This is a genomic window from Burkholderia cepacia (assembly GCF_001039005.1).
GTDB classification, from domain to species: Bacteria; Pseudomonadota; Gammaproteobacteria; order Burkholderiales; family Burkholderiaceae; genus Burkholderia; species Burkholderia theae.
On sequence record NZ_LDWR01000014.1, the window covers coordinates 249,879 to 274,874 of the forward strand.

A 24,996-nucleotide genomic window follows, 5' to 3' on the forward strand; every position below is an offset into this window, starting at 1 on the left:
GCCAATCATTCGCGCCGCAGTGCGCGCGGCGTAATGCGAAAGACGATCTTCCCGTCGCCGGTGGGCACGCCGGTCCAGCCGTTACGCTTCATGAATTCAAGGCAGACGAGATTGTTGGCTTCCACGACCCCCAATGCCTCCGGCGTCATGCGGAACAGCCATTCGAGCGCGGGCTTCCACAGAATGGCCCACCTCCCGTGGTACGCGGGCAGCACGGCCAGGTGAGCGTGACCTCGATCGAGAATCATGCCGCCGATCGCGTGGCCGTCGCATACGAAACCGATGGACGGGCACCCGCTGTAATGAGCGATGAACACTTCCTGGCTGACGACCTGCAGCATGTCAGCTCTGCCGGCACGAAAGTACGACGCATCGGCCTCGTAGAAGACCGCCAGATCCGCGCGGTCTGCCAGGCGGTATCGCTTCATCGCGCCGGTTCGAAGCCGTGGGCTTGCCGCTCGATGCCGAGCAAGCCGCGCATGGCCTTGCTGATGTCGGGGTCGGGGCTGTCCTGATGTTCGACCGCATAGCTGTGCCATAACGGATCGCCGAGCGCGTGCAGGCAGAGCGCCTTCAGGTCCGGGCGCTCGTCCTCATGCAACCCGTTGACCAGATGCAGCGCATCCTGCGGGCGTCCCCGCCGGATGGCGATCGCCACGGGAAATATCAACAGGGATCGCGCGGCGGGACGCGCGACGCAAAGCCGTTCCAGCAACGCCTCGGCTTCGTCGAAACGATCCCCCATGATGCTATCGATCACCGCGCGTCCCAACTGGGCAACATCATCATCGTCGTCAGGTTGCATGAGCGTTCTTTCCGAGTAGTGAATCGGACAGGATTACGAATCTCTGCTGGCGGACGGCGGGGTCTCCAGGGTTTTCAGGCCCGACCCCAGCAAGTCCTGCATCAGGCCGTCGACCGGTGACGAGCTGGCGGCCTCCTTGCCACCTCCGGTGATCTCTCCAAGGACTTTCGCCCCGACTTCTGCAATTGCACCCATTTGATTCTCCTGATTCCAGTGTGAGACTCGATTGATGCGAACTCTGGTTGACCTTCGCTACTCCAGATCGCAATGAAAAGACTAGCGCGCGGTGACATGCCCGGCGCCCGCGAACCGAACCGACGTGCCGCAAAGCGAATGTGAGCGAGTGCGTTGTCCGCAGCCGGCGGAAACGGTTCGGCGCCGTGGCGTTCCGGCACCTGCCGCCCGGCCTGCGCAGCCGGACACCCATTCAGAAATCGGCTTTCTGATTCAGGTCGCCGACGCTCATGGTGAACTGCGATGCCGAGAAGACCGCGTTGCCGCCGGGGCCTTCCTGCGGGGCGAGTTTGCTGTCGACGCCGAGAACATCGCGGCCGCCCGTCATGAGCCGCTTGATCTCATCGCTCGCGCCGGCGTTGAACGAAAGCTGGCCGGTCTGCTGATCGTATCGCCCGACGGAATTGCCGCTGCCGTTGAACAGATTGCCGTTCTGGTCCATCTTCAGGTGCAGTGCGTCTCCGCCGGCCGGCGAGTTGAACTTGACGTCACGCAGCCCCTGGCCCTGGCCTTGCCCGAAACCATCGCCGGGCATCCCGTTGCCATAACCGCCACCGCTCTGAATGCCGTCGCCGTTCATGCCGTTGCCGCCCATCGGCATCCCGTTGCCGCCCATCGGCATCCCGTTACCGCCCATCGGCATGCCATTACCCCCCATCGGCATGCCGTTCCCGTAACCACCGCCCATGCCGTCGCCCGCGCCGCCGTTGCCGCCGTCGGCACCGCCGCCCATCCCCAGCATGTCGGCAATCAGTTTCTCGACGTCTTGCTTCAGCTTCTGCAAGATGCCAAGACCACCCATGATTCCGCCACCGGAAAGACCTTGCGGCGACATATTCGACGAACTGCCGAAGATTGCGCTCAGGCAACCTGACGTGATGTCGTTCATGTATTTGCTCCCGCTGAAAAATTGTGGATCGCCAGAAGAACCGGACGCACCGTCCGTGGGCGGCCCGATTCACCGTCAGACTAGGGGCACGCACGCGCGAACCCGGCGACCGATGCGAAGCCGCGTCATGCGAACCGAACCCGTCGATCACCGCGCGATGCGGATAGCGGTGTGCGCGGCGCGCCCGTTCGTTGCCGCGCACGATTCGTCGCCCCATTCAACGCTTCGTGCGCACGGGCATGCACGACCATCACGTCGCGGACAATCTCGATGCCGCCATGGCTGCGTCATCGGCGCATCGACGCGACCCGTTCGTCCGCCTGATCCGGTCGCGACGCTTACTACGTCTTCGGAGCCAACACCATGTCGAACCCACAAGTCGTGTCGAATATCCTGCTGACGATGTTTTCCTGGGGCGTGCGTTGCGGCTCGCGTGCCGAGCTCGAGGACATGCTGCCGGCGTTGCGCGTGCTGCACCCGCACGGCACGACCGGCGACATCTGCGAAGCGCGGCTCGAGATCGGCTCGTCGAACTGGCTTGCCGCGTCGCAGGTGCTACGGCAGATCGACGAACGCGGCGACGGCGGGCCGATCAGTTGGGCACTGCAGAGCTGGTGCCTGTACATGCAGAGCGATATCGATTGGCAGCGTTGCGCGCGAGCGGTGCTCGCGAACGGCCACCCGACCGCGATCGCGATCGTCGACCGCTTTCTCGCGGCGGCCAGCGACAATCAGCAGGTGGGCTACCGCAGCGCCGACGCGCATGCCCGCGTCGCGGAAGCGCTGAGTTCGAACCGCGTGCAAGCGGCCTGATTCGAGCCGGCACGATCCGCATGTTCCCGAGCCCCTCCTCCGGCTTCATCGTGTGCTGCGCATCGCACGCGACGCGCGCGGCGCGCACGCTGGCGTCGGCGATGACGCTGGCCGCCCTCGCGGCCTGTGCCGCGCCCCATGTCGTGCCGGCCGATGACGACTTGCCCGCGATGCTGCGGGCCGGCCCGGCCCAGCACCTCGACCAGGTGCTGACCGCGCGCGGCCAGACCGTTTACGAATGCCGCCATGACGGCGAGGTGCGTTTGTGGGCCCGCGAAGGCGATCTCGCGACGCTCGTCGACCCGCAGCGCCAGAGCGTCGGCACCGTCGCGCCGGGCGGCTATTTCACGGCCTACGACAGCAGCTACGTCGTCGTGCGCGCCGATGCAGTCGCGCAGGTCACGGCCGGCACGCCGGTCTGGGCGCGCTTCGTCGCGCGTCGTCGTCCGGGCAGCGTGATGCGCGGCGGACGCTTCGCGCGCACGTCGATGATCCAGCAGGTCGCCACCCGTGGCGGCCTGCCGCCGGATCCGCTGTGCGATCGCGAAGGCAGCACGCTGCTGGTGCCGTATGGCGCGACCTATCTGATTTACAGCGCGCGCGCCGGCAGCGCAGCGAATGCGGCGACGCAAACCGGCCGCGGCGGCGCAATGCCGGCGCCGTGGCACGCTCCGGTTCATCCGGCAAACGGCACGGTACCGATTCCAAACAACTGACCAATACTCAATCAAAGTCAGTTGATACTTTACGGCTTGTAATATTTCGCGAAAGCCCTTGCGCCACAAGGCTGGCGCAGGCGATCTGTTAGACATTTTGCTCTTAAGATGAGCAATTGACCAAATATTGAGCGATGAAAAATTGATTGAATATTCGCTTAACGTCGCTCAATTCCTCGCAATTGTTCCAATATTTTTTCCTCAGCGTGACAGGTTCCAGGCCGCGTCATGTCATTTTTTGCGTTATTTAACAAAATGTTACGGATCTAGCGAGGGCCTCCCCCTACCTTTCGTGGGCCGGGACAGGCGCTGTCGTGTCCTCCCGAGCGTCCAAGTAAAAGAGCGATGTCTTCGCGAGGTGCCCATTGAAACTGGCAATCTTTACCCACGATTCGGCGTTGTTTCATCTGATTCAAAGCTGTCTGGTCGGCGATGGCGTTATCTGCACGCGCTATAGCGAGGACATCGATCTGGCGCGCGCGCTGCATCGGGAAGAATTCAGCGCGATCGTATTCGACGCTTCCGCGGGCATGGATGCGTCCCACCCGGTGCTGGCCCGGCGCGCGTGTTATGGCGACCGGCGCGCGCCGCTGATCGCGATCGGCGAATTTCTCGCGCACGACCGGGCGATCGCCGCGTTGAGCGCGGGCGCCGACGATATCGTGCTGAAGCCAGTCGATCCGCGCGAGCTGCGCCTGCGCTTCCTGCTCGCGGTGCATCGCTTCACCGGCAATCCCGCCGAATCCGGCAAGCCGCAGCCGACCGACGACGAAATCGGCATGGGCATCTACCGGTTGAGCCGCCGCAACGGCAGCGTGGAAATGAACGGCAAGGTGGTACGCCTGACCACCCGCGAATTCGCGATTGCGTGGGTGCTGTTCTCGCAGCAGGGCAACTACGTGACGCGGCGCGCGATCGCCGCGACCGTGTGGGGCAGTTCCGAGGAAATCGTCGGACGCACGCTCGAGCAGCACATCTACAAGCTGCGCAAGAAGCTGCTGCTCGACGGCGCGTGCGGCATCGTGCTGCGCACGATGTACGCGCACGGCTATCGGATCGAGCGCGTGGTCGAGCGGGTGATGGCGCAAGTTGGCGAGCCGGCCAACGCGCGGCTGCTCCGCGCGTCCGCGGCCGGGCAGTCGAAGCTGCTGACGAGCGACAGCGAGGCCGCGTGCAACACCTAGGCGAGGTCCGGCCGGGATTCGCTAAAAGAAATGGCCAAAGAAGCACCCGCTACGGGAGGGACATGCGAGAGATTGAATGCGAAGCCGGAGGAAGCCGACTGGGGTAAATGGTTACTTTTCGTCTACGTCTCCCATTACCCTTGGCATGGCGCGGATTGCAACCCGCGTGGCGCGTTCGGTTAGTGTGCCGGCGCCGTGTAGCGAGTAACTTTCGACCTAGTCAGAACTCGCTGAGAGACCACGATGTTTGATAGAAGCAAAAAGACGGCCCTCGTGACAGGCGCCTCCTCGGGCATGGGCAAGGAAATCGCACGACAGTTGATCCACGATGGCTTCCAGGTCTATGTGGCCGCCCGGAACGTGGACAAGATGATCGACCTGGAGCGCCGCGGCGCGAGGCTGCTGCGCATGGATCTTTCCCGCGAAACGGAAGTCGTGGCGGCTGTCGATACGATCCTCAAGGAAACCGGGGGCGTGGACGTGCTCGTCAACAACGCCGGATTCGGGCTGTACGGGCCGGTAGAGGACGTTGGAATCGAGGAAGCGCGATACCAGTTCGAAGTCAACGTGTTCGGCACGGCCCGCCTCACGCAATTGCTTCTTCCTGCCATGCGCGAAAAGGGAAGCGGCACGATCGTCAACATCACGTCGATGGGTGGCAAGATCTATACGCTGCTGGGCGCGTGGTATCACGCGACGAAACATGCGCTCGAGGGGTGGTCGGATTGTCTGCGGCTCGAACTCGCGCCATTCGGCATTCGCGTCGTGATCGTGGAGCCGGGCCTGATCGAGACAGGATTCGGCGACGTGGTTTCACGCGGCCTGCTTGCGCGCTCCGGAAGCGGCGCTTATGCGAAGCTGACTCAGGCCGTCGCGAAGGCCACGCAGCAAGCCTATGACAATGGACGCGGCACGGACCCAGCCGTCATCGCCAACGTGGTATCGCAGGCAGTGCGTGCTAAAAAGCCGCGCACGCGATACGTCGCCGGTAAATACGCGAAGCCGATGATACTGATTCGCACCTGGCTCGGCGACCGCCTGTTCGACCGCGTGATCATGAGCCAGATGCGCTAGGATGGGTGCGCGTCCTCACAAGCCGGACATGAGCGAACGCCAGGGCTATTCCAGGCAGAGGCAACGATGAGTGCAGTCATGGCAGACCGGTGCAAGGTGCCGCAGGCGTTCTGGCGCACGTTGGCGCACGCCGGCGTACCGCCGTCCGCGATACTGCGTCTGGCTCGGCTACCCGCCACGCTGCACTTGAATCCGAAGGCACTCGTGAGCACGGAGCAGTACTTCGCGCTATGGAAAGCGATCGAACAGCTTGCGCCCGGACCAAGCCTGGGCATCACACTCGTGACCCAAAGCGATACTGCGACGCACCCCCCTTCCATCCTGGCTGCATTCCATGCACGGGGCTATCGGGACGGCCTCGAGCGGATCGCACGCTTCAAGAGACTGTGCACGCCGGAGCAATTGCATATCGCCGAGGAAGGTGCCGACTGCACGCTCACCGCTGAATGGCTATACGCGACCGAACCTGAGCCCGCCATTGCGACCGATGTCACGTTCGCGATGTTGCTCGAGCTCGGCAGGCGGGGCACGGGTCAACGCCTGACGCCGCGCCGCGTGGAGTTCGTTCGCACGGGGCCCCGGCACGCGTCCCACCGCGAGTATTTCGGTTGCCCGATTCGCTACGGCGCGTCGCGCAATGCGCTCGTGCTGAAGTCGTCCGATCTGGACCGACCGTTTCCCGGCCACAATCCTGAATTGCTCGAGATGCTGACCCCCGCACTTACCGAAGCGCTTGGGGAACTGGAAGCGCGCAGCTCGATTCGTGAGCAGGTGAAAGCTGTGCTCAAGCGGTGTCTCGCAAGCGGCCGGCCGGAACTGCCGGATGTGGCGCGCGACCTCGGGATGAGTGAGCGGACGCTTCAGCGCCGCATAACCGATGAAGGCACGACATTTCGGGATCTGCTTGCCGAGGCGCGGCAGGAGCTCTGGCGACGGTTGCTCGCGGACCCGGCAGCGGGCATCGACGAAGTTTCCTGCCTGCTGGGCTATCAGGACACGAGCTCGTTCTATCGCGCGTTCCGGGATTGGGAGGGCGTCACCCCAAACCGGTGGCGCGAACTGAACTCACCGAGCTTTGCCGCCGAATCGATCTGAAGTGCATGCATCTCCGGACGAGTTTGCGCCTCAGAGCCCCCCGCTGTGCCGTCGACTTATTGAAGGCAGCGCAGAGTCCGTCGGTCGAGGAGGTAGTCCACACCCGCGGGCAGACTGCGCTCGAGCGATCCTGAGATCCCGTCTGCAACCCGACCTGGCGTGCGTGATTGATGAACACCGGCCGACCGCATGCCGTATCTGGACGGAGATATGACGGATTTTTCTCGAATCCCGGCCGAGCCTCTAGGCGTCGTGGCGCGCGGCGTCCGGCTCCAGCGTTTTCAGATACGCGCGGGCGTCGTTGATTCCCGCAGGGCCGATATTCTGCTCGATCGTGTCGAGCGAATCGCTCAGCCGTTTGCGGACTTCCTGCCGGTCGCCTGACGCTAGGCCGTTCGACGCGTCGACGATCGCGTTGAACGAGGACTGCCAGTTCCCTTCGTTGAGCGCCAGCAAGAAGAGCTTCGGATCCGCGGCGAGCCCCTCGACGATCGGTTTGAGCTGCGCCGACGGGATGCCGCGCGTGCTGTTCGCGATGCTGGACAGATTCGTTCGTGCGTCGCGAAGCGAGCCCGGCGTGGTGGGCTCGGGGGAGCGGAAGATGGCCGTCTGCAGCGCGATCAGGATATTTGCCCGATTTCCCGCCGGGAGGGTCCGGGCCGCGGCAAGCGATTGGTCGAACACGGCTTGCTGTGCTGCGCGCGGCAGCGTGACGTTGATGAGGGTGGAAGCGTGATACACACCCGCCGCCGCGAGTGCCGGGGGGCGCATGCGGCTGAACGCCGAGATGCATTGCGCGAGCTGAGCCGTATGTTCCTCCGCCTGGACGGGCGCGATGCGCGTCATCGCCTCGGACATCTTCCCGCCAATCGTGAGGAAGAGCGTCTCCGGGGCGTGCTCGCTCGACGCCGGGATCGCTTGCGAGTCCGCGCGCGATGCGACCATCCCGGTCAGTCGATGCAGTTTGTCCAGGTCGGTAGTGGAGTCGATCTCGTCCCGCAACGTGCTGAATGAATCGACCGGGGAAGACGTGGTGCTTTCGGCCTGCGGTGACCCTGCGGCATCCGGCCTTTGCGACGTGCGGCTCGCCGGCCGCGTGCTCAAGCCGCCGAGCGGCCCCCCGGTTGCGCGAAGTTCCGTGGAACCGCGCTGCTGCGCATGGGGAGACGCGGGCGCTTGCCCTTCAACGTGCGGTCCGGCGATCGGGCTTGGCGGTCTTGATCCGACAGGGAGTGTCATGATGTCCTCGTAAAATTGAATGATTCGTAGACCGAAGATACGTTCGTCACGGACGGTCGAACGAACGCGATGCGATCCGGTCGATCGAATTGCGCATGGATGTCCGCTGCCCGGCCGCGCGTGCCGCACGACATCCACCGGTCGTCAGAATTCGATCAGCCGCGGCGACAGCAGCACCAACCGTTCCATGTGGCTGTGCTGGTTCTCGCGATAGCGGAACAGGCCGCCGAGCAGCGGGATCTTCGACAGCACCGGAATGCCGCTCTCCCCGTTCGACGTGTTGTCTACCCGATAACCGGCGATCAGCAGGCTTTCCCCCTGCGACACGACCGCCTCGGTGTTGATCGTGCTGGTCGTGATGACCGGAATGTTGTCGACCTTCTCCGAGGTCGTCATGCCGTCTTCGACGTGGACCTGCAGCTTGATCTGGGTCCGCCCGTCTTCGTCGACGACCATCGGCAGCACGCGCAGCGACGTGCCGGTCGAGATCGCGTACAGGTCGCCCGACGTGTAGCCCTGCACGCGGACATAAAAGCGCTTCTTGTTGTCCATCACGGCTTCGACGTTGTCGAGCGTCGCCACCTTCGGGCTGGCATCGATCTTCGCGAGATTGCTGTCTTCGAGCGCATTGACGCGCGCCATCAGGTAGCGCCCCGCATCGCCGAGCACGGCGGTCAGCGACAGGCCGGCCGGCGTCGCGTTGAGGATCGTGCTGCCCTTCGAATCGGTGCCGCTGAAGATGGGGTTCAACTGCCCGTTCGAATAGCTGTTGGCCGCCGTCGTGCCGGTGCCGGTCTGGATATCGATGTGGCTGTTGTGCGCGCGCCAGTCGACGCCGAGCTGACGCAGCGCCGAATCGTCGATTTCGATGATGTGCGCTTCGATCTCGACCAGCCGCCGCCGCACATCCAGCTGATCGATCAGCGACTGATACTGGCCGATGCGCTGCGGCAAGTCGCGGATCAGCACGGAGTTCGTACGCGGATCGGCCTTGATCACCGGCAGCATGCCGGCGCCCGACGGCACCGCGCCCGTGCCGCCGCCGGCGTTCGCGTAGCCGCCGTCCGCGCCGCGGCCCGGCGCCGGCGCCGGCGGCTGCGCGGCAAACTGCGGCGCGCTGCCCGAGCCGCGACCGAAGAAGGCGGGCAACGGCGGATTGACGCCGCCGCCGGCCGGGTTGAACGGCGAGCCGCCGCCGGTGCCGCCGGACGCATCGGTCATCGGCGTCTGGCGTTCCATGCCGGGCGTCATGGTGCTCGCGCCGAGGCCCGGGTTCCCGTCCGCATCGTCCTTGCCCGCGTGATACATCTCCGCCAGCACGCGCGCGACGCCCGGCACCGTCACCGTCTTGCCGTCGATCACCACGTCGTGGTCGGCCGCCCAGCCATGTTTCAGCGGGAAAATGCGCACTCCGGTGCCGACCCGCCGGTTCGCGTTCTGATCGAGGCGCGACGCGAGGTTGGCGACCAGCGCCACGTACTGGCTCGGGCCGGTCACCAGCGCCGCGCCCATCGACGGATCGTAGACGATCGGGAAGCGCTTGTTCTCCAGCCCCATCTGCGCGAGCGTCGAGCGCAATTCCTTCGTGCGGGCGAAGTCGAGATGAATCACCCGGCGTGTCACGTCGCCGGCGCTGCTGATCGACAGCACGCTGCCGTCGTAGAACCAGACGAACCCGAACGTCGACGACAGCGTATCGAGGAAGCGCCGCGGCGACATGTCGAAGCGGCCGGACACTGCGCCATGCACGTCGCCGGCCACCGACGCGACGACGCCCTGGCTGGCTGCGAAATCCCGCAGCACGTCTTTCAGGTCCTTGCCCTCCACCTCGATGTGCACGGCCGAGGTCCGGAACGGCACGTCGGCCGCCAGCGCGGGGCGCGCGCCATCGCCGACGGCCAGGGAAAGGATCAGGCACAGTTTGAGGCTGGCGGCGAATCGCCTTCCCCACGGATTGCGACGCGAAATGACTGTCATGTGGTTTGCCGGCTGACTGGAAATTGATCGGGCGAACGCGCGGTGCGTCGCTGCGGCGGATTCGGTGGACTCGGCGGGTTCAGCGCTTGAGCGTGTCCGACGGCGCTTCGTCGAACTGGCGCCGGTAGCCGTTGACCAGCGTCGAGCGGCTCTGCACGCCCCATCTCGCGGCGGCGAACAGCACGCTTGGCGCGCCCAGGGTGGTGCCGCTTTCGAGTTCCGCGCGAATCCGCTCCATGCGCTTCTGGCGAATGATTTCGGTCGGCGTCGACCCGAGGCTGTTCTTGAACGCGCTCTGCAACGCACGCTCGGTCACGCCGATCTCGGCCGCCACCTCGCGCACCGACAGGTCGCTGCGATCGAGGTTTTCCATCAGGTAGCGATACGCACGCCGATACCTGGCCGGCAACCGTGCACCGACATCGTCGAGCTGCTCGGTCACGCGTTTCGCCCGATGGGCGAACGGCGCGAGCGCCGCCGATGCGTCCCGCAGGCACTGCATCGCGACGAGCGCATAACGGCTGTACAGCTGCGCCGCGTCGGCGTCGCGGCCCTGCGCGGCCCGTGTTTTCGCGAGGCAGTACAGCGATTCGAGTTTCCAGCGGCCTTGCGCGGCACGCCGGTCGGCGCCGAGCGGCGCCAGCATGGTTTCCGCGAGCTGCGGCGCGCCGCCGGCCAAGCCGGCGAGCGCGATCTCGATCCGCACCGCGTACTGATACGCATAGAGGCCGTTTGCCATCGCCCAGTTCAGGTGCGCGACCGCGGCTTGCGCGGCTTCGCGCTGCCCGGCGGCGAGACGCTGAACGTGGCCCAGATAGTCGATCCGGCCGCGCAGCAGCGGCGAGCGCACGTGCGCGACGGCCGATGCAAACTGTCCGGCCTCATCGACGGGCGATGCCCTTCCCGCCGTCAGGCCCGACTGCCAGAACACGTGATCGGCCAGCTGTGCGGCGGTGCGGAGCGCATTCTGCACGCGCAGGTCGTAACGCAACGTGTCGATCAGTTCGCGCCATACCGGCAGTTGCGGCATTGCGGCATCGCCCGCTCCGGCCTGCGCATCAAGCATGACCTCGAGTTCGCCGAGCAGCCCTTCGGCCTCATGCAACTGCCCCAGTTCGAGCAGCACGCACAGCGCGCCGAAGCGCCCTTCCATCGATTGGCGGGATTCGAGCCGCGGATCGTCGACGATGGACATGAAGCACGACATCGCGGTGCCGAACCGATGACGGAAAAAGGCCTGCCAGCCGGCGTTCCGGCACGACGCGATGCGCAGGTCGCGGCGGGACGAGCGGATCATCTTCTGCGCTTCCCGGTACGAATCCTCCGCATCCTCGTCGATACCAAGCATGGTTTGCAGGTCGGCCTGAATCTGCATGCAGCCCGATGCGCTGCTTTCATCGTGATCGCATTGCTCCGCGCAGCGGCTCGTGTACGACATCGTCTCCGCGATCTTTCCGTCGAGCAGCATGCCGAGATGGTCGGGTTGCGCATCGTGACAGGCCAGCACCGAGACGAGCGGGAAATAGAGGCTTGAAAACATGTCGGACTCCATAGTGATGGATCGGGAGCGTCGACATGAAACGATTGCCGACACCCGCCGCCGGCGTATCGCTTGCGCGCCCGTTGATGCAGGGTGTCGAGCAGCGTGCCAGGCTATGGGAGCAATGTAGACGAGGACGACATGTTGAACATTCAACAAACCTAACGCCACGCCCCGATTTGAGGAGTGTTGAAAATCCGGCCGTGTTTCCGCGGCTTCAGCAGCTTCAGCACAAGCGGCCGCGATTCAATGCGCGGCCGCCCCCGGCCCGCGCGCGAGCTCGCGCATCTGTCCGGCGAACAGGCGCAAGTCGAGCTGATCGTGGATCTGATCGACGAAAATTCCGCAGAACAACGCGAGGATCAGCACGGCCATCGCGCCTTTGATCGGCTGGCTGAGTGCGCTGAGCTCGAGCTTTTGCGCCGACTTGGATGCCAGGTTGGCGCCCAGGTCGATCAGGACCATCACGAACACCATCGGCGCGGCGAGCTTGGCGATCATCTGCATCAGCGTATCGGTCTGACGCAACACGAACATCTCGAGGAAGTTCATGTCGATGGGCGTCCGGGCGGCCACCGGCCACCAGCGGTACGACTCGTACAACGCCTGCAGCAGGAACTCCATCCCGCCGAGCGACCAGAACGCGACGATCGCGACCTGGCTGAGCAACGTGCCCGACGGCGTCGATTTTTCCGAGCGCATCGGGTTGGTCAGCTGCGCGTTGTTGTAGCCGCTGAGATTGTCGAGATAGATGCCCGCGCTCTCCGCGACCCAGAACACCGTCGCGGCGGCAAACCCCAGCACGGTGCCGATCAGTGCTTCCCGCAGCGCGATCACGACCAGCCCGGTGCCGGCCAGCGATCCGGCGAAACCCACCGGTTGCGCGATCGCGATGTAGAGGCTGAAGATCAGCGCGACGCCGTTGCGCAGCGGCCCCTGCAGGATACCGTCGGCGGTCGGCGGGAACAGCGTCAGGATCACGAGGAGCCGGATCGAGCACACGCCGAGCACCAGCAGGTCCTGAACCAGTTGCGGGCCGACCTGCAGAAATTGATCGTTCATGCTCAGCCGCGGCGCGCCAGCGCCAGTTCTTCCGCCGCTTCGTCCTCGGCGTCGAGCGCGATCTGGTCGAGCGTCCGTTCGAGCTGCGTCGTGCGCGTGCGGCACATGTCGATGCGGCCGCGGTTCTGCGCGATCGCGCGACGCGCATCGGCCACTTGCCGGTCTTTCGCGGCCACGGCGTCGCGCTGCGAGTCGAGTTCTGACCGCGTGGCCAGCACCTGCGCGTCGACCACCTCGAGGTAACGACGGCAGCCGTCGAAATCGTCGATCGCGAACGGCTCCGCGCCGGTCATCATGCCGGCGATGCGCGCACGCTGGCGCGCGACGATCGCGTCGAGTTCCGCGAGCCGGGCCGTCGTGTGTTCGACGCGCGCCTGCAGTTCCGCGTGCTCGCGCCGCCGCGCGTCGAGTGCGCCGCGCAGCTCGGGTTCCATTCGCTCGCGGCGCGCGCCCGCGCGCTTGAGCGCCGTAATCCGGCGCGAGATCGTGCGCATCAGAACGTGCCTCCGCCGCCGACCTGCGCCAGCTCCATCATCATCGCCTCGGTATCGGCGGGGTCCGCATAGTGATCGGTCCGCTGCGACAGGAACGCATTGATCGCGTCGATCTTCGCGATCGCTTCGTCGGATAGCGGATTCGAACCGGGCTGGTATTCGCCGACCTGCAGCAGCATCTCGACGTCTCGGTAGCGGGCCAGCAATTCGCGCAGCCGGGTCGACGCCGCGAGATAGCCGGGCGAGACGACTTGCGGCATCACGCGCGACAGGCTGCCCAGCACGTCGATGGCCGGATAGCGGTTCTTCGCCGCGATCTCGCGCGACAGGATCAAATGACCGTCGAGCACGCCGCGCACCTCTTCCGCGATCGGGTCGCTGCCCGACTCGTCTTCCGCGAGCACCGTGTAGAGCGCGGTGATCGAACCGGTGGCGCCCATGCCGGCGCGTTCGAGCAGGCGCGGCAGCTCGGCGAAGATCGACGGCGGAAAACCGCGTCGCGCCGGTGGCTCGCCGGCCGCGAGGCCGATCTCGCGGCCGGCGCGCGCGAAACGCGTCAGCGAATCCATCATCAGCAACACACGCTTGCCTTCGTCGCGAAAGTGCTCGGCAATCGCGGTCGCGACATAGGCGGCTTTCGCGCGCTCGATCGAAGAACGGTCGGAGGTTGCGCACACTACCACCGAACGCGCCATGCCCTGCGGGCCGAGAATCAGCTCGACGAACTCGCGCACTTCGCGCCCGCGTTCGCCGATCAGCGCGATCACGTTGATATCGCATTGCGCGCCGCGCGCGAGCATGCCGAGCAAGGTGCTCTTGCCGACACCGGCCGGCGCGAAGATGCCGATCCGCTGACCTTCCGCGAAGGTCGTCATCGCGTCGATCACGCGCACGCCGGTCGGCATGGTTTCCTCGATCATGCGGCGCGTCATCGGGCTCGGCGGATCCGCGAAGATCGGCCGCGCCTGCGCGTCGTCCATGCCGAGCGGGCCGAGGCCGTCGATCGGTTCGCCGAGACTGTCGATCACGCGCCCGAGCAGCCGGTCGCCGACCTTCACGGACAGCGGCCGGCCGAGCCCGACGACGCGCGTCGAGCGCGAGACCTGCGTCAGCCGTGCGAACGGCGACACGAGCGCATAGTCGCGCGTGAAGCCGATCACTTCGCCGTGCTGCAGCAGCGTGCCGTCCGGCGCACGCAGCTCGCACAGCTCGCCGAGCTGCAGGTCGAGGCCCGCGACCTTGATCAGCGTGCCGATCACTTCGGTGATCTTGCCGCTTTGATGCACGCGCACGCTGGCGCGCAGTTCGCGTTCGATCGCGTCGGTCAGGTCGCGCAGCCGCGTGTCGCGCACGGGCGCAGTGCGTTTGCCGGCGGCCGGCGCCGCCGGGATCGCGGCCGGCGGCGCATCGGCGGTGTCCGCAGGCGGCCCCTCCGGCATATCGGTCAAAGCCATGTGTCGGCCTCCTCCGCTTGCGCATCGTCGCTTGCAGTTGTTGCAGCCGCATCGATCGGATCCGCCGGCACGTCGTCGTCATCGTCGTCATTCACTGCCATCCGATCGTCATCGGCACCGCCGGCTTCCTGAACCGACTCCTTCAGCGCACGCGCGATGGCCGCCCGCATCGTCCGCAATTGCGTCGACACGCTCGCGTCGATCAGGCCGACGTCGGATTCGCACAGGCAACTGCCGCGCGCGAGCCGCCGGTCTGCCGACACGGTGACCGGCAACGGCCGTCCGAGGTCGCGCCAGCGGCTCGCGAGGCCGTCGAACGCGGCGCGCGCATCGTCCAGATCGTCCGGATGAACCGCGACCCGCAGGCAGGTCGAACCCTCGACGATCCGGTCGACGGCCGACAACGCCCGCTCGAACAACGCGCTCGTGCCTTCGCTGCGCACGATCTGCTCGACCGCGACGGCGACGATCTCGGCCATGCGCACGCGCATCCGGTCCTGCGCCGCCCGCGCGTCGCTGCCCGCCTGCGCCACGTTGACGAGCCAGTCCGCGGCGCCGCGCGCGCTGCCTTCCTCGAAGCCGCGCTGCTCGGCCGATGCGAACTCGGCGCGCGCAGCATCCAGCAACGCGTCCGCGTCGGCACGGCCGGCGGCGACGATACGCCGCGCCTCTTCGCGCGCGGCGTCGAGTTCGGCGCGGGCATCCTGCCCGGCCTGCCGGTAGGCCGTCTCGATGTCGACCAGCGTCCCGAACACTTCGCGCGGCAGGATATCGCCATGCGCGCCGAACCGCGGGCGCGGATCATCCGCGGAAGAATCGGCTTGTCGCGGCTTGCTCAGCCAGATAACCATGCGTACTCCGGCAACAGATGGGGGAGTTCGGCAAACAGCGCGTCGGTGCCGTGCCGGTCGAGGTCGGCCGGAATCCGGTCGACCCAGCGATGCGGCGAGCCCGAGGCGAGCGCCGCGTGGCGCGACGCCGGCCGGTATCCGGCCGCGTCGTCCGCATCGACCGGCAACGCGAGACGCAGCAGCGGGCACGGCGAATGCGCGTTGCCCAGGTCGCGCCGGATCAGTGCATGCCCTTCCAGCGCGAGCGTTGCGCCATCGATTGCCGTGACCGGCGGAATCGGCGTGCGCGCCGCCATCTGCTCGATGTCCGGCATCGCCTGCCGTTTGCCCGGCTGCTCGACGATCAGCCGGTCGAGCGGGAGCCCCGACCATTCGGCGACGCGTGCGCGCATGCGCTTGTCGACGATCCGCCGTATCTCGCCGCGCCGGAAGCGCAGCGCGCGAATGCGCAGCACGCGCAAGCCGGCCTCCGGCGGCAACGCGTCGACGCACAGCGCGCCCGGACCGGCGGCGGCCTGGAGGTCGGGCAGCGGCAACCCCACGCAGCGAAGCAGTGCCAGCGAGCACGCGTCCAGGCACGCGCGCAGGCGGATGGCGGCGTCGGCGCCGGCATCTGCCGCTGGGTATACCGGCGTGTCTGCACCGCGTTGCCCGGCCATCGCACGTGCCAGCGCGACGGCCGCGGCCTCGTCGATGCCGAGCGCGCAGGCCAGCCACGACGGATGCGCCCACTGCAGCACGCTCCGCGCGTTGCGCTGCCACGCCGTCAGCGCGGCCGCGGCCAATCGATAGGACATGTCGGTCATCGCATTCATCGACAGGACAGGGTCACGATCCGGCGCGGCCCATCGCGCGAATCGACCGGCATCTCGCGTTTCACGTTCAGGCCTGCGAGCCGCGCTTGCGGCGCAGCGACGCGAGGCCCGCGATACGGTCACCCAGCACGTCGGCGGCCGGCTTGAGCCGCTGTTTCAGGACGCGGTGCCGCATGGCCGCCGCCGCGCCGCCGATCACCAGCAGCAGCGCGCCAACGCCCGCCAGGATCCAGCGCAGCGGATGCGGCTGCGCAGGCGCTGCGGCCGCGATTTCCACCGGTTCGGCCGCGACCGCGGTCACGCTCACCTGATCGTACGAAAGCCCTTCGACGCTGTGCACGACGAGGTTCTTGATCTGCGGCACGAGCGCATCGATATCGGATTCGGGCCGGTACTTGATGAACACGGCCGCCGACGAAGGCTTCACTTGCTGGGCCAGCGGATCGTTGTTCGGCAGCACGATCTGCACGCGCGCGAACATGACGCCGTCGATATGCGACAACGTGCCCGACAGTTCCTGCGACAGGCCGTAGATGAAGCGCACGCGCTCCTCGGTCGGCGTGGACACCAGCCCTTCCTTCTTGAACAGGTTGCCGAGATCGTCGAACTTGCTGTGCGGCAGGCCGCGCATCCGCAGAATCTGCATCGCACGCACCATGTCGCCGCTTTCGACCTGCAGCACGTAGGTCTTGCCGCCGTCCGGGCTCGCCTTGTCGGCGCTCACGCCGCGCTCCAGCAACGCGACCGTCATCTCGTTGACGTCCTGCTCGCTGAGGTTCGCATACAGCTCCTTCTTGCACGACGCCAGCAACGCGCAACCGGCCAGCATCAGGGCCAGGCCGGCCCGCCGCGTCGCGTCGCGCTTCCATCCAGGCCGGCGCGTCATGGCTACTGGTTCTTCATCAGCGTTTCGGCCGACGACCTCGACGACGACACGACGCTCATCTTCGCCTGGAAGTCGAACTGCACGCGGTACATCTCCATCGCGGCATCGGCCGATTGCGCGATCACCTGCTTCACATCCATGTTGGCGCTCTGCGCCGACAACTCGGTGATGCGATCCATCGCGTGCTGCGCGGCCGCGTCGTGCGTGGTCAGCATTTGCGCGATCACGCTGCCGCCATTCGCGCCTTCCTGATGCGTGCCGGGCGGGACCAGTTGAGGCTGATTCATCAGCGCCTGGAATTTTTCTGCCGCCCCGGCGTTGGCGGCATCGCCGCCCTTCGTGAGATCGGTCAATGCCGAGTCGATCATCTGGCTTGTGACTGCGTGGCTCATTCGCCCTCCTCGTTCGGTGCTGTGCAATGCCGCCGATGCGGCGTCGATCACGCGCGCAGGTAGTTCAACTGCGGGGCGGAAGCCGGCGACGAGGCCGGGCCGTCGTCGCGGCGCGATGGTTCGTCCTGCGGCTCGCCCGCGAACGGCCGGCACGATTCCGGAATCGTGAATTCGCCGCCGCGATAGTCGCGCACCGCGTGGTTCAGGTCCTCGCGCGCCTCGAGCGCGCGCACCAGTTCGAGTGCCTCGCGGTTCGGATTCGATTCGAGCGCGCTATGCGCCCATTGGCGCCAGCCCGGCTCGCCCTTGGACGCGAGGCAATAGGCCATCATCGCCTTCGCGTAGACGAAGTCCGGCGCGAGGTCGATCAGCGCCCTCAGCGCATGCGCGGCATCGTTCCAGCGGCCGTGGACGATATGCAGCACGCCGTCGAGCATGCCGATCTCCGCGACGGCCGGGCGGAACACGCGCAACGCATCGAGCACGAGCTCGACATCGAGCGTGTCGCCGGCCGCCTTCGGAAACCGGGCGAACAGCGCGGCGGAGACGGTATCGATCAGGCCGCACACAACGTCGTGACTGCATTGCAGGTAGTCGGGTGGCACGGTCGCCGCAGACGGCGCAGGCTGGCTGTTGAGCATGACGTTGACTCTCCATGGATACGGGCAATCGCCGTTGCGGCAGGCGCATCGCGCGCCGGCCCTCGTGACATCCGGCCACGCGTACCGCGACCAGCGATACATCCCACCATAGCAACGGGGCGCGGCGCGGCCGGCGCGCGACGCGAAGCCTTCCGTGCGCAAACGAAGCCCCGCGCGACGACCGCGCAAAACCGGCGGGAACCGCCGCTCGCTTCGTTTGCGCCGCCGGTGCTTCGGGCCTGCCGGGCGGGCCGACCCGCGCGGCCCTATGATCGGCGCAGGTTCGTCGACACATGCAGCGTGCCCGGACGGCCCGCGGATCCCCGTGCCGGGTGCGGCTGCATCCGGCCCCGGCCGTCGGGGCCGGCCCGGCGCCACGTCGTCGCGCTTGCCCGCCCTTCCGACCCAGGCCTTCGATGAGCGACGAGAAAACCGAAAAGCCGACCGACAAGAAGCTGCGCGACGCGCGTCGCGACGGCGAGGTGTCGAAAAGCACCGACCTCATCGACGGCGCGCTGCTCGCGACCGGTGTCATCGTGCTGCTCGCGTGCGGCGACATGATCGTCGACGCGACGCGCTCGTCGCTGCACATCGCGCTCGATTTCGTCGCGGCCAGCCACGACATGGTCACGCTGGCGGTGGCGTTGCAGCAGATCGGCACGCGGCTGGCGGGCGCCGTGCTGGTGCCGGTCGCGGCGGCCCTCGTCGCCGTCGTGGTGGCGCTGGCGCCGCAGGTCGGCTTCCAGGTGTCGATGAAGCCGGTGGCGTTCAAGCTCAACGCGGTCAGCCCGGTGGCCGGGATCAAGAAGATCTTCTCGATGCGCACGGTGATCGATCTGCTGAAGATGATCGTCAAGGGTTTGATCGTGTCGTTCGTGATGTGGCGCACCATCGACGCGGTCATGCCGATGGTGGCCGGTTCCCTTTACCAGCCGCTGCCGCAACTGTCGCGGCTGCTGGGCGTGATCGTGCTGAAGCTGTTCGGCGTGGCCGCGCTGGTGTTCGTCATCATGGGCGCGGCGGACGTGAAGCTGCAGCACTGGCTGTTCATCCGCAGCAAGAAGATGAGCAAGGACGAAGTCAAGCGCCAGCACAAGCAGGACGAAGGCGACCCGATCATCAAGGGCGAGCGCCGCCGGATCGCGCGCGAACTGTCGAACGGTCCGGCGCGGCCGAAAGTCGGGGCGGCGAACGTGATGGTCGTCAACCCGACCCACTATGCGGTCGCGCTGCGCTATGCACCCGACGAACACCCGCTGCCCGTGATCATCGCGAAAGGCTTCGACGCGGAAGCCGCGCGCCTGCGCCGCGAGGCGCAACTGGCCGACGTGCCGATCGTCGGCAATCCGCCCGTCGCGCGTGCGCTCTACCAGGTCGAGCTGGGCGCGCCGATTCCCGAAGAGCTGTTCGAGACGGTCGCGGTAATCCTGCGCTGGGTCGAATCGCTCGGCGCGTCGCGCGCTCGGCCCGATGCGGGCGCCCGCGCCGACGCGCTCTGACCCACGCAACCCGGTTACGTCCCATGGCCACCCTGTTCAAGTCGCTGAAGCTGCCCGCCGGCGGAGAAATCGCGTTGCTCGCGCTGATCGTCGCGATGATCTCGCTGATGATCCTGCCGCTGCCCACGCTGCTGATCGACATCCTGCTGAGCCTCAATCTCGCGATCAGCGTGACCTTGCTGATGGTCACGCTCTACGTGCCGAGCATCGTGTCGCTGTCCGCGTTCCCGACGCTGCTGCTGTTCACGACGCTGTATCGCCTGTCGCTGAACATCGCGTCGACCAAGTCGATCCTGCTGCACGCGGAGGCCGGCGACATCATCGACAGCTTCGGGCAACTGGTGGTCGGCGGCAATCTGGTCGTCGGGATCGTCGTGTTCGTGATCATCACGGTCGTGCAGTTCATCGTGATCGCGAAGGGCTCCGAGCGGGTCGCCGAAGTGGGCGCGCGGTTCACGCTCGACGCACTGCCCGGCAAGCAGATGAGCATCGACGCCGACCTACGCGCGAACAACCTGACGCCCGACGAGGCGCGCCACAAGCGCGCCACGCTGGCGCTCGAGAGCGCGCTGCACGGCGGCATGGACGGCGCGATGAAGTTCGTCAAGGGCGATGCGGTCGCCGGGCTGATCATCACGGTCGTCAACATCGTGGCCGGCCTCGCGGTCGGCGTCGCGTATCACGGGATGAGCGCGGGCGAGGCGGCCAACCGCTTCTCGATCCTGTCGATCGGCGACGCGATGGTGTCGCAGATTCCTTCGCTGCTGCTGTCGGTGGCGGCCGGCGTGATGATCACGCGTGTGTCCGACGAACGCGAAGGCAAGTCGCTGTCGCTCGGCGCCGAGATCGGCCGGCAGCTCGGCGCCAGCGCGCGCGCGCTGGCCTTCGCGTCGCTGCTGCTGCTGGCGTTCGCCGCGGTGCCGGGTTTTCCGTGGCCGCTGTTCCTGCTGCTGTCGGGTGCGCTCGGCTTCGCCGCGTATCGGCTCGGCCAGCGCAAGCCGTCCCGCGGCGCGTCCGCCGACGAGCCGCTCGGCTCGATGCAGCGGGCCGGCGCGAAAACCGGCTCGCCCGCGATCCTGCCGCAGGCACCCGCGTTCGCCGCGCCGCTGGGCGTACGCATTTCCGCCGATCTGGTCGTGCGCATCAACCAGCCGGCGCTCGACCGCGCGTTCGAGGCCGAGCGTGCGCTGCTGCAGGAAGAACTCGGGTTGCCGTTCCCCGGCATCACGATCTGGGTCTCGGACCGCGTTCCGCCGTCGAGCTGCGAATTCCTGATGCACGACGTGCCGCAGCTGTCGCTCGCGCTGCCGCCCGGCAAGGTGGTGCTGCCCGATCTCGGCGCGGCGGCCGCGAGCGCGCCGGAACCCGGCGATGCGCGCACCGTGGACAACGAAGCCGCCAACGCGATGATCGCGCAGTGCGACGTCGGCATGCCGCTCGTCGCGAATGGCCCGCAAACCTACTGGATCGACGAAAAATCGGTGCCCGCGAAGACGCGCGTGTGGCGCGCGGAGCAGCTGATCGCGCATGCGTCGGTCGCGTTGCTGCGGCAGCACGCGGCGTTGTTCGTCGGGGTCCAGGAGGTGCAATACATCTTCGACCAGATGGGCGGCGACTACCCGGGGCTCGTCGCCGAGGTGCAGAAGGTGCTGCCGCCGCAACGGATCGCGGACGTGCTGCGGCGTCTGCTCGAGGAGCAGGTGTCGATCCGCAATGCGCGCAACATCATGGAAAGCCTGATCGCGTGGGGACCGAAGGAAAAGGACATGCTGATGCTCACGGAATACGTGCGCGGCGACCTGTCGCGCTTCCTCGCGCACCGCGCCGCCAACGGCGCGCGGCAGTTGCCAGCCGTGCTGTTCGACATGCCGGTCGAGCAGCATATTCGCCAGGCGATCAAGCAGACGCCGACCGGCAACTACCTGGCGTTGCCGCCGGAAGAAGCGAAGTTCCTGGTCGACAGCATCCAGTCCTTCGTCGGTCCGGTGCCGCGCGCGGGCATCGCGCTGGTGACGTCGATGGATATCCGCCGCTACGTGAGGCGCATGATCGAATCGCAACTCGGCTGGCTGCCGGTCTACTCGTATCAGGAGCTGGGCTCGCATGTCGATCTGCAACCGCTGGGCCGGGTGATGCTGTAAATCGCGATGTCCAGGATCCACCGCCCCGCCCGTATCATCGCGCCCGCCACCGAGCCGGCCGACCCGCCAGGCACGCGCCGCGCGCGGCGCTTCGATTACGCGGCGCTGCTGCGCCGGCGGGCCGTGCCGCGCGTGGCCGGCACGGAATCCGACGGCGATGGCGACGGGCAGCACGCGTATGACGCACCGGATTTCGGCGCCGAAGGCGACGACACCGGCGGCCACGTGCCGTTCGGCACCGCGCGGCGCCACCCGCGCGCGGGCGCTGCGCTGGACGAGCGGATCGGCGCGGCCAGCGCGCCGATCGTCGGCGCCGTCTACCGGCAGCAGAACCGCTTCATCGAGCTGACCGCGCGCATCGCACGCGAGATCGCCGAGTTCTGCTCGAACCGCTCGATCGCGCGATCGGGCAACTGGGATGTCAGCCTGCCGCTCGACCCGGCGGTATTGCCGGACACGACGCTGTACCTGTCGCTTTCGCCTGCCTGTCTGCAGCTTCGTTTCGATGCGCAGGATCCGTCGAGCAGGCAGCTACTCTGGCAGCACAGTCGCCTCCTGGATCGCGAACTGACCGGACTCCTCGATGCATGGGGCGAACCGCGGCAGATCGAGATCGTCATCGAGTGACGCGACGTCACGCTCGGATCGTCTGCCGCATGCCTGCCGACGAGCGTCCCGACACCGGCCTGGACAACCCTCAATCGCTATCGTGCTCACCGAAACAGTTTCGCGAAATGACGGCATGACGGGCGGCGCGGCACAGCGGCCGCCCGCCCTCGTCGCGAACGGCGCCGACGTGCCGGCGTTGCCCGCCGATGCGCTGGCGCATGGCCTGCCGCGGCTGACGCCCGCCGCCGCGCAAGCGAGCCGGATCCTGTTCGACGCGCGTGTCGACGCGCTGGTGTCGCATCTCGGCGGCGTCACCGGATGGCAGCTGAAACCCGCGGCATCGACAGCCGATCCGGGTGCGCATCCCGCCGAACCGGGCCGGATCGTCCTCGCGCATGTCACGGGGAGCCTGTCGATCGACGTCGATCTGGCACGCTATCCGGCGTTGCAGATACTCGCGCCCGAATCCCGCGGAGCTGGAGCGGCGGCCGGCACCGGCGCCATGCACGCGTTGCGGCAATCGATCGCGAGCGTGCTGCTGGCGCCGCTCACGGAGGTGCTGCTCGCAACGGGCATCGGCACGTGGCGCGTCGCGGACGTGCTGCGAACCGGCAGCGCGACGGCCGCGCGGCATCGGGAGCGTCACGCGGGCCGGACGCCGGACACGCGCGACGTCAACGACGATCAACTCGCCGCGGATGTGTCCGTCACGTTCGACGGATACCGCCACGATGCAACGCTGCGGATCGGCCCGGCGACCCTCGCGCTGCTCGAACGGCGCCTGTCGTCGCTGCGGGCGAGCCGGTCGCACGCGGCCCCGGCGCAGGACGCGCTGCCTGCGCAGCCCGGCGCCGTCGACACCTTTCGTCCGCCGCTGCGCATCCCGGGCCGCATCACGATCGGTGCGCGCCGCATCGCGATAACCGCGCTCGAGGCGCTGCGCCCCGGCGACGTCCTGCTGCGCACGATGCCGACCCATATCGAGACCGCACTGGGTCTGGGCGATGCGTTTCGCGCGCGCGCCGCCTGGGGGACGCCGGGGCTGACCCGGCTTTGCGCCGCTGTCGACATCGACGGCAGCCGGCTTGTCATCATCGAGGAGCCCGTCATGACCGACGAACTGCAACACACCGACGACGACTCTCCACCGCTCGCCGACGATTTCCACGACGAGCCCGTCGACATCGGCGAACTGGACCTGCCCGTGCAGTTCGAGCTCGACAGCGTCGCACTGCCGCTCGCGCAACTGTCGTCGCTGCGTCCGGGTTATGTGATCGAGCTCGACACGCGCGTGACCGACGCGCGGATCAGGCTGGTCGCGCACGGGCAGACGATCGGCCAGGGCGAGCTGATCGCGGTGGCCGACCGTCTCGGCGTTCGAATCCTGCGGATGGCACACGACGATGGTTCAGTACAGTGATCTCACCGGGCTGCTGCTCGTCGTCGTCGCGATCACGATCGTGCCGTTCGTCGCGATGGTCGTCACCTGCTACATGAAGATCGTGGTGGTGCTCGGCCTGTTGCGCAACGCGCTCGGCGTGCAGCAGGTGCCGCCGAACATGGTGCTCAACGGCATCGCGATCCTGGTTTCCGCGTACGTGCTGGCGCCGGTCGCCATCGCCGCGTCGCGCAATCTGCCGACCGATCCGGTCGCCGGCGAATCCAGTTCGCAGGCGGTGATGCAGGCGTTCAGCGCGGCGCGCGAGCCGTTCCGCAAATTTCTCGAAGCCCATGCGCACCAGCGCGAGCGGCGCTTCTTCGTCCGCTCGGCGGCGATGGTCTGGCCGAAGGACGTCGCGAGCGAACTGAAGGACACGGACCTGTTCGTGCTGGCGCCCGCCTTCACGCTGACCGAGCTGACGGAGGCCTTCAAGATCGGCTTCCTGCTGTATGTCGCCTTCATCGTGGTCGACCTGATCATCGCCAACGTGCTCCTGGCGATGGGGCTGAACCAGGTGCAGCCGACCAACGTCGCGATTCCGTTCAAGCTGCTGCTGTTCGTCGTGATGGATGGCTGGTCGACGCTGATCCACGGCCTCGTGCTGACCTACAAGTAGTGCGCTGCAATCGATACCGAACCTCTGTTCACAGGGACTCTCGATGGAAATCGACGCGCTGATCGGCGCTACCGCCCAGGGGATGCTGCTGTGCCTCTACTGCTCGCTGCCGGTCGTCATCGTGGCGGCCGCGGTCGGGCTCGCCGTGTCGTTCCTGCAGGCGATCACGTCGATGCAGGACCAGACCTTGCCGCATGGCGTGAAGCTGGTGGCGGTGGTGATCACGATCGTCATCGTGGCCCCGCTGGCGGCGTCCGCGGTGCTGCATTTCGCCAACCAGATGATGCGCACCGCGTTGCCCCAATGAACGCCCCCATCACGACGATCGCCGCTGCGCGCGTCCGGCCCGGGGGGCTTGGCCGATGAGCCGGATCTCGCACAATCCGTACGCCGCGGCCCAGGACGGGCTCGCGCAAGCCGAGCAGGCACGCGCCGAACGTACGCGCGACGACACACGTGCGACCCATCAGGCCGCGTTGTATCGCGGCCGCACGACCTTTACCCATGCGCACCGGGCGAGCGCGAAGCT

General features: G+C 67.0%; 26 protein-coding genes. 11 read left to right on the forward strand and 15 right to left on the reverse strand.

All coding sequences use genetic code 11. The features are described from left to right. Positions 1 to 5: 5 nt before the first annotated feature. From VL15_RS09060 to VL15_RS39065, 4 genes are all read right to left on the reverse strand, one after another. The gene (locus VL15_RS09060; protein WP_048245035.1) at positions 6 to 428 is read right to left on the reverse strand and encodes a hypothetical protein; all 423 of its coding nucleotides are present in this window, start codon (positions 426 to 428) and stop codon (positions 6 to 8) included. Further along, positions 425 to 805, reverse strand: coding sequence for an HrpB1 family type III secretion system apparatus protein (locus VL15_RS09065; protein ID WP_048245036.1), 381 nt, complete (start codon positions 803 to 805; stop codon positions 425 to 427). The genes VL15_RS09060 and VL15_RS09065 overlap by 4 nt, the downstream gene beginning before the upstream one ends. 33 nt (positions 806 to 838) lie before the next feature. Continuing rightward, a complete protein-coding gene (locus VL15_RS41850) occupies positions 839 to 1,000 on the reverse strand; it encodes a hypothetical protein (protein ID WP_155420170.1) in 162 nt (53 codons plus the stop codon). A gap of 232 nt (positions 1,001 to 1,232) precedes the next feature. Further along, the gene (locus tag VL15_RS39065; RefSeq protein ID WP_155420171.1) at positions 1,233 to 1,928 is read right to left on the reverse strand and encodes a hypothetical protein; all 696 of its coding nucleotides are present in this window, start codon (positions 1,926 to 1,928) and stop codon (positions 1,233 to 1,235) included. Positions 1,929 to 2,291: 363 nt separating this feature from the next. On the opposite strand from VL15_RS39065, the gene VL15_RS09075 reads away from it, so the two are divergent. From VL15_RS09075 to VL15_RS09095, 5 genes are all read left to right on the forward strand, one after another. Then, positions 2,292 to 2,741, forward strand: coding sequence for an HrpB1 family type III secretion system apparatus protein (locus tag VL15_RS09075; protein WP_048245038.1), 450 nt, complete (start codon positions 2,292 to 2,294; stop codon positions 2,739 to 2,741). 20 nt (positions 2,742 to 2,761) lie between these two features. Next, a complete protein-coding gene (locus VL15_RS09080) occupies positions 2,762 to 3,457 on the forward strand; it encodes a DUF3455 domain-containing protein (RefSeq protein ID WP_048245040.1) in 696 nt (231 codons plus the stop codon). 398 nt (positions 3,458 to 3,855) lie between these two features. Next, entirely contained in the window at positions 3,856 to 4,641 is a 786-nt protein-coding gene (locus VL15_RS09085; RefSeq protein ID WP_053077611.1) for a response regulator transcription factor, read from the forward strand. Positions 4,642 to 4,884: 243 nt separating this feature from the next. Then, positions 4,885 to 5,715 carry an oxidoreductase gene (locus tag VL15_RS09090; RefSeq protein ID WP_048245042.1) on the forward strand — a complete coding sequence of 277 codons (831 nt, stop codon included), beginning with the start codon at positions 4,885 to 4,887 and terminating at the stop codon, positions 5,713 to 5,715. A 66-nt stretch (positions 5,716 to 5,781) separates the two neighbouring features. After that, entirely contained in the window at positions 5,782 to 6,810 is a 1,029-nt protein-coding gene (locus VL15_RS09095) for an AraC family transcriptional regulator (RefSeq protein ID WP_048245044.1), read from the forward strand. 243 nt (positions 6,811 to 7,053) lie between these two features. Here VL15_RS09095 and VL15_RS09100 read toward each other — a convergent pair whose 3' ends face one another. The 11 genes from VL15_RS09100 to VL15_RS09150 all read right to left on the reverse strand — a co-directional run bounded on the left by VL15_RS09100 (position 7,054) and on the right by VL15_RS09150 (position 18,161). After that, the gene (locus VL15_RS09100) at positions 7,054 to 8,049 is read right to left on the reverse strand and encodes a hypothetical protein (protein ID WP_155420172.1); all 996 of its coding nucleotides are present in this window, start codon (positions 8,047 to 8,049) and stop codon (positions 7,054 to 7,056) included. Positions 8,050 to 8,193: 144 nt separating this feature from the next. Continuing rightward, positions 8,194 to 10,026, reverse strand: a complete 1,833-nt coding sequence (gene sctC / locus VL15_RS09105; RefSeq protein ID WP_080970770.1) for a type III secretion system outer membrane ring subunit SctC — start codon at positions 10,024 to 10,026, stop codon at positions 8,194 to 8,196. A gap of 79 nt (positions 10,027 to 10,105) precedes the next feature. Further along, positions 10,106 to 11,566, reverse strand: coding sequence for a helix-turn-helix transcriptional regulator (locus tag VL15_RS09110; RefSeq protein WP_048245107.1), 1,461 nt, complete (start codon positions 11,564 to 11,566; stop codon positions 10,106 to 10,108). Between the two features lie 246 nt (positions 11,567 to 11,812). Beyond that, positions 11,813 to 12,628 (reverse strand): type III secretion system export apparatus subunit SctT, encoded by an 816-nt coding sequence (gene sctT / locus VL15_RS09115; protein ID WP_048245048.1) that lies wholly within the window; start codon positions 12,626 to 12,628, stop codon positions 11,813 to 11,815. Positions 12,629 to 12,630: 2 nt separating this feature from the next. Continuing rightward, the gene (locus VL15_RS09120; RefSeq protein ID WP_048245050.1) at positions 12,631 to 13,122 is read right to left on the reverse strand and encodes a hypothetical protein; all 492 of its coding nucleotides are present in this window, start codon (positions 13,120 to 13,122) and stop codon (positions 12,631 to 12,633) included. Continuing rightward, a complete protein-coding gene (gene sctN, locus VL15_RS09125; RefSeq protein WP_230684403.1) occupies positions 13,122 to 14,576 on the reverse strand; it encodes a type III secretion system ATPase SctN in 1,455 nt (484 codons plus the stop codon). Before sctN ends, VL15_RS09120 begins: the two co-directional genes overlap by 1 nt. Beyond that, the gene (gene sctL / locus VL15_RS09130) at positions 14,567 to 15,427 is read right to left on the reverse strand and encodes a type III secretion system stator protein SctL (RefSeq protein ID WP_063778203.1); all 861 of its coding nucleotides are present in this window, start codon (positions 15,425 to 15,427) and stop codon (positions 14,567 to 14,569) included. Before sctL ends, sctN begins: the two co-directional genes overlap by 10 nt. Beyond that, on the reverse strand, positions 15,412 to 16,224 hold the full coding sequence (locus VL15_RS09135; protein ID WP_196319562.1) for a type III secretion protein HrpB4: 813 nt from the start codon (positions 16,222 to 16,224) through the stop codon (positions 15,412 to 15,414). The genes sctL and VL15_RS09135 overlap by 16 nt, the downstream gene beginning before the upstream one ends. 85 nt (positions 16,225 to 16,309) lie before the next feature. Next, positions 16,310 to 17,128 carry a type III secretion system inner membrane ring lipoprotein SctJ gene (gene sctJ / locus VL15_RS09140; RefSeq protein WP_048245054.1) on the reverse strand — a complete coding sequence of 273 codons (819 nt, stop codon included), beginning with the start codon at positions 17,126 to 17,128 and terminating at the stop codon, positions 16,310 to 16,312. A gap of 2 nt (positions 17,129 to 17,130) precedes the next feature. Then, positions 17,131 to 17,520 (reverse strand): hypothetical protein, encoded by a 390-nt coding sequence (locus VL15_RS09145; RefSeq protein ID WP_155420173.1) that lies wholly within the window; start codon positions 17,518 to 17,520, stop codon positions 17,131 to 17,133. Positions 17,521 to 17,567: 47 nt separating this feature from the next. Then, positions 17,568 to 18,161: an HrpB1 family type III secretion system apparatus protein gene (locus VL15_RS09150; protein ID WP_048245057.1), complete on the reverse strand. Its 594-nt coding sequence runs from the start codon at positions 18,159 to 18,161 to the stop codon at positions 17,568 to 17,570. Positions 18,162 to 18,577: 416 nt separating this feature from the next. Here VL15_RS09150 and sctU point away from each other — a divergent pair, with 416 nt between their 5' ends. From sctU to sctS, 6 genes are all read left to right on the forward strand, one after another. Then, complete coding sequence (sctU, locus tag VL15_RS09155) at positions 18,578 to 19,660, forward strand: type III secretion system export apparatus subunit SctU (protein ID WP_048245059.1); 1,083 nt, start codon at positions 18,578 to 18,580, stop codon at positions 19,658 to 19,660. Positions 19,661 to 19,683: 23 nt separating this feature from the next. After that, positions 19,684 to 21,801: a type III secretion system export apparatus subunit SctV gene (gene sctV / locus VL15_RS09160; RefSeq protein ID WP_196319563.1), complete on the forward strand. Its 2,118-nt coding sequence runs from the start codon at positions 19,684 to 19,686 to the stop codon at positions 21,799 to 21,801. Positions 21,802 to 21,807: 6 nt separating this feature from the next. Continuing rightward, the gene (sctP, locus tag VL15_RS09165) at positions 21,808 to 22,428 is read left to right on the forward strand and encodes a type III secretion system protein SctP (RefSeq protein WP_048245061.1); all 621 of its coding nucleotides are present in this window, start codon (positions 21,808 to 21,810) and stop codon (positions 22,426 to 22,428) included. A 115-nt stretch (positions 22,429 to 22,543) separates the two neighbouring features. Further along, the gene (gene sctQ / locus VL15_RS09170; RefSeq protein ID WP_053077612.1) at positions 22,544 to 23,830 is read left to right on the forward strand and encodes a type III secretion system cytoplasmic ring protein SctQ; all 1,287 of its coding nucleotides are present in this window, start codon (positions 22,544 to 22,546) and stop codon (positions 23,828 to 23,830) included. Then, positions 23,814 to 24,467 carry a type III secretion system export apparatus subunit SctR gene (gene sctR, locus VL15_RS09175; protein ID WP_048245063.1) on the forward strand — a complete coding sequence of 218 codons (654 nt, stop codon included), beginning with the start codon at positions 23,814 to 23,816 and terminating at the stop codon, positions 24,465 to 24,467. The genes sctQ and sctR overlap by 17 nt, the downstream gene beginning before the upstream one ends. Before the next feature lie 43 nt (positions 24,468 to 24,510). Then, entirely contained in the window at positions 24,511 to 24,774 is a 264-nt protein-coding gene (gene sctS / locus VL15_RS09180) for a type III secretion system export apparatus subunit SctS (protein ID WP_048245064.1), read from the forward strand. Positions 24,775 to 24,996: the final 222 nt, after the last annotated feature.

Bases quoted from the DNA above. Each gene is read 5' to 3' on its own strand.
- VL15_RS09075 (WP_048245038.1), top strand. From the start codon at position 2,292: ATGTCGAACCCACAAGTCGTGTCGAATATCCTGCTGACGATGTTTTCC.
- VL15_RS09080 (WP_048245040.1), top strand. From the start codon at position 2,762: ATGTTCCCGAGCCCCTCCTCCGGCTTCATCGTGTGCTGCGCATCGCAC.
- sctN (WP_230684403.1), bottom strand. From the start codon at position 14,576: ATGGCTTTGACCGATATGCCGGAGGGGCCGCCTGCGGACACCGCCGAT.
- VL15_RS09090 (WP_048245042.1), top strand. From the start codon at position 4,885: ATGTTTGATAGAAGCAAAAAGACGGCCCTCGTGACAGGCGCCTCCTCG.
- VL15_RS09060 (WP_048245035.1), bottom strand. From the start codon at position 428: ATGAAGCGATACCGCCTGGCAGACCGCGCGGATCTGGCGGTCTTCTAC.
- sctR (WP_048245063.1), top strand. From the start codon at position 23,814: ATGGTTCAGTACAGTGATCTCACCGGGCTGCTGCTCGTCGTCGTCGCG.
- VL15_RS09065 (WP_048245036.1), bottom strand. From the start codon at position 805: ATGCAACCTGACGACGATGATGATGTTGCCCAGTTGGGACGCGCGGTG.
- sctS (WP_048245064.1), top strand. From the start codon at position 24,511: ATGGAAATCGACGCGCTGATCGGCGCTACCGCCCAGGGGATGCTGCTG.
- VL15_RS09135 (WP_196319562.1), bottom strand. From the start codon at position 16,224: ATGTCCTATCGATTGGCCGCGGCCGCGCTGACGGCGTGGCAGCGCAAC.
- VL15_RS41850 (WP_155420170.1), bottom strand. From the start codon at position 1,000: ATGGGTGCAATTGCAGAAGTCGGGGCGAAAGTCCTTGGAGAGATCACC.
- sctT (WP_048245048.1), bottom strand. From the start codon at position 12,628: ATGAACGATCAATTTCTGCAGGTCGGCCCGCAACTGGTTCAGGACCTG.
- sctJ (WP_048245054.1), bottom strand. From the start codon at position 17,128: ATGACGCGCCGGCCTGGATGGAAGCGCGACGCGACGCGGCGGGCCGGC.
- sctU (WP_048245059.1), top strand. From the start codon at position 18,578: ATGAGCGACGAGAAAACCGAAAAGCCGACCGACAAGAAGCTGCGCGAC.
- VL15_RS39065 (WP_155420171.1), bottom strand. From the start codon at position 1,928: ATGAACGACATCACGTCAGGTTGCCTGAGCGCAATCTTCGGCAGTTCG.
- sctC (WP_080970770.1), bottom strand. From the start codon at position 10,026: ATGACAGTCATTTCGCGTCGCAATCCGTGGGGAAGGCGATTCGCCGCC.
- VL15_RS09100 (WP_155420172.1), bottom strand. From the start codon at position 8,049: ATGACACTCCCTGTCGGATCAAGACCGCCAAGCCCGATCGCCGGACCG.
- sctQ (WP_053077612.1), top strand. From the start codon at position 22,544: ATGACGGGCGGCGCGGCACAGCGGCCGCCCGCCCTCGTCGCGAACGGC.
- VL15_RS09150 (WP_048245057.1), bottom strand. From the start codon at position 18,161: ATGCTCAACAGCCAGCCTGCGCCGTCTGCGGCGACCGTGCCACCCGAC.
- sctP (WP_048245061.1), top strand. From the start codon at position 21,808: ATGTCCAGGATCCACCGCCCCGCCCGTATCATCGCGCCCGCCACCGAG.
- VL15_RS09120 (WP_048245050.1), bottom strand. From the start codon at position 13,122: ATGCGCACGATCTCGCGCCGGATTACGGCGCTCAAGCGCGCGGGCGCG.
- sctL (WP_063778203.1), bottom strand. From the start codon at position 15,427: ATGGTTATCTGGCTGAGCAAGCCGCGACAAGCCGATTCTTCCGCGGAT.
- sctV (WP_196319563.1), top strand. From the start codon at position 19,684: ATGGCCACCCTGTTCAAGTCGCTGAAGCTGCCCGCCGGCGGAGAAATC.
- VL15_RS09095 (WP_048245044.1), top strand. From the start codon at position 5,782: ATGAGTGCAGTCATGGCAGACCGGTGCAAGGTGCCGCAGGCGTTCTGG.
- VL15_RS09110 (WP_048245107.1), bottom strand. From the start codon at position 11,566: ATGTTTTCAAGCCTCTATTTCCCGCTCGTCTCGGTGCTGGCCTGTCAC.
- VL15_RS09145 (WP_155420173.1), bottom strand. From the start codon at position 17,520: ATGAGCCACGCAGTCACAAGCCAGATGATCGACTCGGCATTGACCGAT.